The sequence below is a fragment of the Psychrobacter sp. UBA2514 genome (assembly GCF_002341255.1).
Lineage (GTDB): Bacteria > Pseudomonadota > Gammaproteobacteria > Pseudomonadales > Moraxellaceae > Psychrobacter > Psychrobacter pacificensis.
Window position 1 is genome coordinate 1 of sequence record NZ_DDNS01000003.1, and the last position, 5,012, is coordinate 5,012.

General features: G+C 43.6%; 3 protein-coding genes. 2 read left to right on the forward strand and 1 reads right to left on the reverse strand.

The genetic code is table 11. The features are described 5' to 3' along the window. Window positions 1-42: 42 nt before the first annotated feature. The gene (locus B3V51_RS00920; protein ID WP_212563947.1) at window positions 43-1,734 is read right to left on the reverse strand and encodes an NAD+ synthase; all 1,692 of its coding nucleotides are present in this window, start codon (window positions 1,732-1,734) and stop codon (window positions 43-45) included. Window positions 1,735-2,559: 825 nt separating this feature from the next. On the opposite strand from B3V51_RS00920, the gene B3V51_RS00925 reads away from it, so the two are divergent. Together B3V51_RS00925 and B3V51_RS00930 are read left to right on the forward strand one after the other, a co-directional pair. After that, window positions 2,560-3,717, forward strand: a complete 1,158-nt coding sequence (locus B3V51_RS00925) for an AI-2E family transporter (protein ID WP_058024236.1) — start codon at window positions 2,560-2,562, stop codon at window positions 3,715-3,717. Between the two features lie 77 nt (window positions 3,718-3,794). Further along, a complete protein-coding gene (locus B3V51_RS00930; protein WP_286707830.1) occupies window positions 3,795-4,913 on the forward strand; it encodes a 4-phosphoerythronate dehydrogenase in 1,119 nt (372 codons plus the stop codon). The last annotated feature ends 99 nt before the right edge of the window (window positions 4,914-5,012 follow it).

Below are 5,012 nucleotides of genomic sequence, written 5' to 3' on the forward strand. Positions count from 1 at the left end.
GTCGAATGTTCAACACGCCCTAAGCTGAAAGGCAAGTGCGATTTAGCCTTTAATTGACCACTTATTGACCAACGGATAGCGGCGTTCACGTCCAAAAGCTTTGTGGCTGATCTTTGTACCGATGGGCGATTGCAAGCGTTTATACTCGCTATTGTCTACCATTTTGATGACTTTTGCGACCATCTCAGCATCAAAGCCTTTATCGATAATTTCCTGATAGCCCATGTCTTCATCGATATAAGACATCAAGATACCGTCCAATACATCATAATCAGGCAAGCTGTCTTGATCTTTTTGATCTGGACGTAGCTCAGCAGATGGCGGACGAGTAATAACGCGCTCAGGGATGACAGGCGTGTCTTCTAGGCGATTGCGGTAGCTTGCTAACTTATACACTTGTGATTTATACACATCTTTTAGTACGTCAAAGCCGCCAGCCATATCGCCATACAATGTTGAGTAACCAACCGCTAATTCTGATTTGTTACCTGTCGTGATGACCAAATGACCAAACTTATTGGAGAGTGCCATCAACACAACGCCGCGTGCACGGGCTTGGATGTTCTCTTCGGTTGTATCCGCTGGTGACTTGTTAAATAGAGGCGCTAGTGTATGACGAATACCTTCGACGGCATCGAAAATAGGACACACGGTATAAGAGACATTTAAGCGACGTGCCTGAGCCTGTGCATCTTCTAGACTGATTTGAGAGGTATATTCATACGGCATCATGACGGCATAGACCTTGTCAGCGCCCAACGCATCGACCGCGATACAGAGCGTCAGTGCTGAATCAATACCACCTGATAGTCCAACAATAATGCCAGAGAATCCTGAGTGATTGACATAGTCGCGTAGACCGACGACCAATGCCTGATACATCTCTGACTCACGGCTTAGGGTCAACGGCGCTTTGGCTTGATTGTTAAATTTAGCCGTTTTGACATCTAAAGTGGCCAATAATAACTGATTCATGAAGCGCGGTGCTTCATGAGCCACGCTGCCATCGGCTTGCACAGCCATAGAGCCGCCATCAAATACAAGATCGTCTTGACCGCCAACTGCATTGACATAGACGATAGGCAAGTTGTTTTCACGGCTGCGCTTGGCAAGCATGGCTTTGCGGTTGTTTTGTTTTTCAATCTCAAAAGGTGAGGCGTTTAAGCTAACAATGAGGTCAGCACCTTGTTTTTTGAGTTCAGCAATCGGGTTTTTGTCCCATAAATCTTCACAAATGAGCAGGCCAATCGTAATGCCTTTATAGTCAAATAAGACTTGATTGCGACCTTTATCAAAATAACGGCGCTCATCAAATACACCATAGTTTGGCAACATCTGCTTGTGATAGAAGCCCTTTTGATGACCATTATGTAAGATAGCAGCGGAGTTAAAAGTACCGTGATGATCGACATGCGGATAGCCGACAATCATGACGATATCGTCGATATCACTCAAGGTAGATAAGGCGCTTTTGACACGGCCTGATAGGCTTGGGCGTAGCAATAAATCTTGCGGAGGATAGCCTAGTAGTGCCAGCTCTGGAAATACGATAACGTCAGCACCTTGTTCGCGTGCTTGTAATGCAAGCGTGCGCATTTTTTCAACGTTGGTTGCGATATCGCCTACCAAAAAATGTGACTGCGCTAAAGCAAAAGTGACCGTATCTTGTGGTTTGTTGGTCTTGCTGGCTTCATGTGAGGGGTTAAGATTGGGATTATCAGTGTCTTTTGACATTGTTATTGTTCCTATCGATATATTATTAAAATTTGGTGAGTCTGTATTGATTTAAAATAAAATCAAAGTAAGTCCGAAATTCATTCAAAACTGCGTGCTCGCTTATCAAGCTCGAATGTTGAGTTGATATGACAAGCCTAAATCCTACATAATCGCTTAGACAATGCTTAAAAGCATAATTGCTTATGCCTCCTATCCCAAATGATCGTGCCATCCTAAAATGAGATCTTATGATAGTCTAGAAGAAGACGATACAAGAGGGTCTGGAATCTGCTTTGATAGATGCGATGTTTATGCAACGACAAAAATAAAAGCGTACAAATGCACTTAACTATATTGAAAAGCTTAAAATAATTGCTTTAGTATAACATCAATTGTCGTGACAAATAGAACGCACCAGTGAATTCCCTGATAAGATTGCAGTTTAATAGCTGAATATAAAAGCAGCTGCGATGGCACTGTTTTTCACAGTAAATCCATGCATTATGCGCTAGTCATTCCGGTCATCATCTAGTAAGCTTGCATAGACAAAGTTGTAAGTAAAGATTACAACATAGCGTTATATAATTATCATAATCTATTGCATAATGGAGCGTAATAGCTGCGTTTTTCGCGATGTTATTTATCAGAGTGATAGTTTGTAAATACGCAGTATTGCCATGTGATTTAATGGGTTTGACACCGTTTTTTCTTTATATACTTATAATCTACCATCCTCGCTAATGGATACAGTTTATGGACAGCGTCTATAAGCTGATGTTTATCACACATTTATAAACTTGCCAGCAAAGTTATCGTTTGCTGTCCGCTCTTGGTTTATACGCTATGATTGAAAATTGGACAAAAGAATTTATTATCCAGCGCTTGCTTGCGATTACTTTGCTGGTTGCGCTGTTCGTATTATGCTTTAAAGTGGTGCAGTTTTTTATTGTACCGGCATTGTGGGCGGCAATTTTGGCGTATGTGACGTTCCCTATTTATGAGTTTTTTCACGAAAAAGTTAAACTGAGTCCAGATTTTAGCGCTGCCATTATGACCGTGAGCATCTCCTTGATAATAGGTGTGCCATTGGTTATTGGTGTGTTTATTTTGCAGCAAGAAGCGTTGAGCTTAATCAGTAATTTGGTCTATCGTATTAAAGTGGGCTATTTGGATGTGCCTGACTCATTTAAAGACTTGCCGATTATCGGTCAGCAAATCAAAGACGTACTGTGGCGAATCAATAAAAACCCAGAAGGCACGCTAGAAGCCTTCCGTCTTTGGGTTCAGTCGCACTTGTATTATGGCAAGGTCGCATTTGACGTGGTGTTCAGTGGTCTGGCCAAGCTGGGTATGGCGCTGATGACACTATTCTTTTTTTATCGTGATGGCACCAGTCTGGTTCGTCAGATTCGCCAAGCGCTGCGTAACATCATTGGCAATCGCATCGATGGTTATATTGACTCTGTAGGTACAACCACGCGTGCGGTGGTATACGGCATCGGGCTGACGGCATTGGCTCAGGCGCTATTGGCTGGTATCGGCTATTACTTCGCTGGTGCGCCAAGCCCTATCTTATTGACCATTGTCACGTTTATTATTGCGTTGATTCCTTTTGGTACGCCATTTGTTTGGGGCGGTGTGTCTGTCTGGCTCTTGAGCCAAGGACATACTGCAGAAGGGATTGGTCTGGCACTATGGGGCGTGTTTGTTATTAGCTGGGTGGATAATCTCATTCGACCTATTGTTATTAGCGGCGCAACCAAAATCCCATTTATTATTATTTTTATCGGTGTGTTGGGCGGTCTAACCGCATTTGGGTTTGTTGGATTGTTCATCGGCCCTGTGGTACTGGCTATCGGTCTTGCCGTATGGCGCGAGTGGATATCGCAGCATAAGAATGAGATATTTGCGCCGCAAGACGTCACGCTCTCTGACTCAAATGCCATAGCGCCAGTACATAATCCAGCACAAGACACAGTCAGTGGAAATGAGTCTACATAGAAAACCCTTATCGATAGAGAAAATTGCCAATGACAAACAATGATATTGCAGATGCTATGGACAATAAAATAAACCAGATGGCCAAAGGTATCACGATCGTTGCTGATAGCAATATCGCTAGCCTGAATGATTTTTTTAATGACGGTACATTAGGTCAGTTGTCTGGGCAAACAGTCAAAATTATACCGGTCGCTGGTCGTGATATTGACGCAAAGCTGCTGTCTGAAGTACAGCCAGATATTTTGTTAGTACGCTCGGTCACGCAAGTCAATGAGGCGCTGTTGGCTGAAAATCACAGTGTGCAATTTGTTGGCTCAGCGACTATCGGTACAGATCATGTCGACCAAGACTATTTAGCGATGCGCGATATTACTTTTGCCAATGCCGCTGGTTGTAGCAAGCACTCGGTGGCTCAGTATGTACTGACGGCTATCTTGACTCTGCGTCCAAACTACTGGCAGCAGCCTGTGACACTTGGTATTATCGGCCTTGGCAATATTGGCAGTACGCTTGCTCAATATGCCAATGACTTGGGCTGGCAGGTGCTTGGATACGATCCATTATTACCAAGCTCTACTATTAATAATGCCAGCCTTGAGCAGGTGCTTTCTCAAAGTAACGCGGTGAGTTTGCATGTGCCTTTGACAAGTGAGAAAGTTGACAGTGATGCTAAAGGCAGTGACTATCCAACGCGTCATTTCATCAATGCAGAGACATTGGCCATGATGCCTGCTGATACCATATTGATTAATAGCGCGCGCGGCCCTGTGGTCAATGAAAATGATCTCAAGAACGATATTGCTCATACTGGGCGGCAAGTGGTTTTGGATGTGTTTGAGCATGAGCCAACGGTTGCTGATAGCCTACTAGCTAAGCTCACAATCGCCACACCGCATATCGCTGGCTATACATTAGAGGGCAAGCTACGTGGTACACAAATCATCTATGATGCCTTATGTGAGAAGCTAGCGATCATACCTGCCCAGTCGATGTCTAACCTGCTACCACTTAACTTGTTTTTGTGGTCTGAGTTAAAAGCACACCCAGACAGATTGTCAAAATTTTATGACATTATGCAAGATGATGCCTTGTTGCGAAGCAAAATATCTGATGAAAATCTTGACAAACAAGTGAATGGCGCAGATTTTGACGGTCTGAGGCGTGATTACCACTTGCGCCGTGAGTGGCAATCCTAATCTAGCAATTTAAAAATACTAGGGCGTGTTGAACATTCGCAAATAGGCACTGCTGATCGCTAAAATTGTTCCAGAGAAGGCACAAAGCGACGATAATGC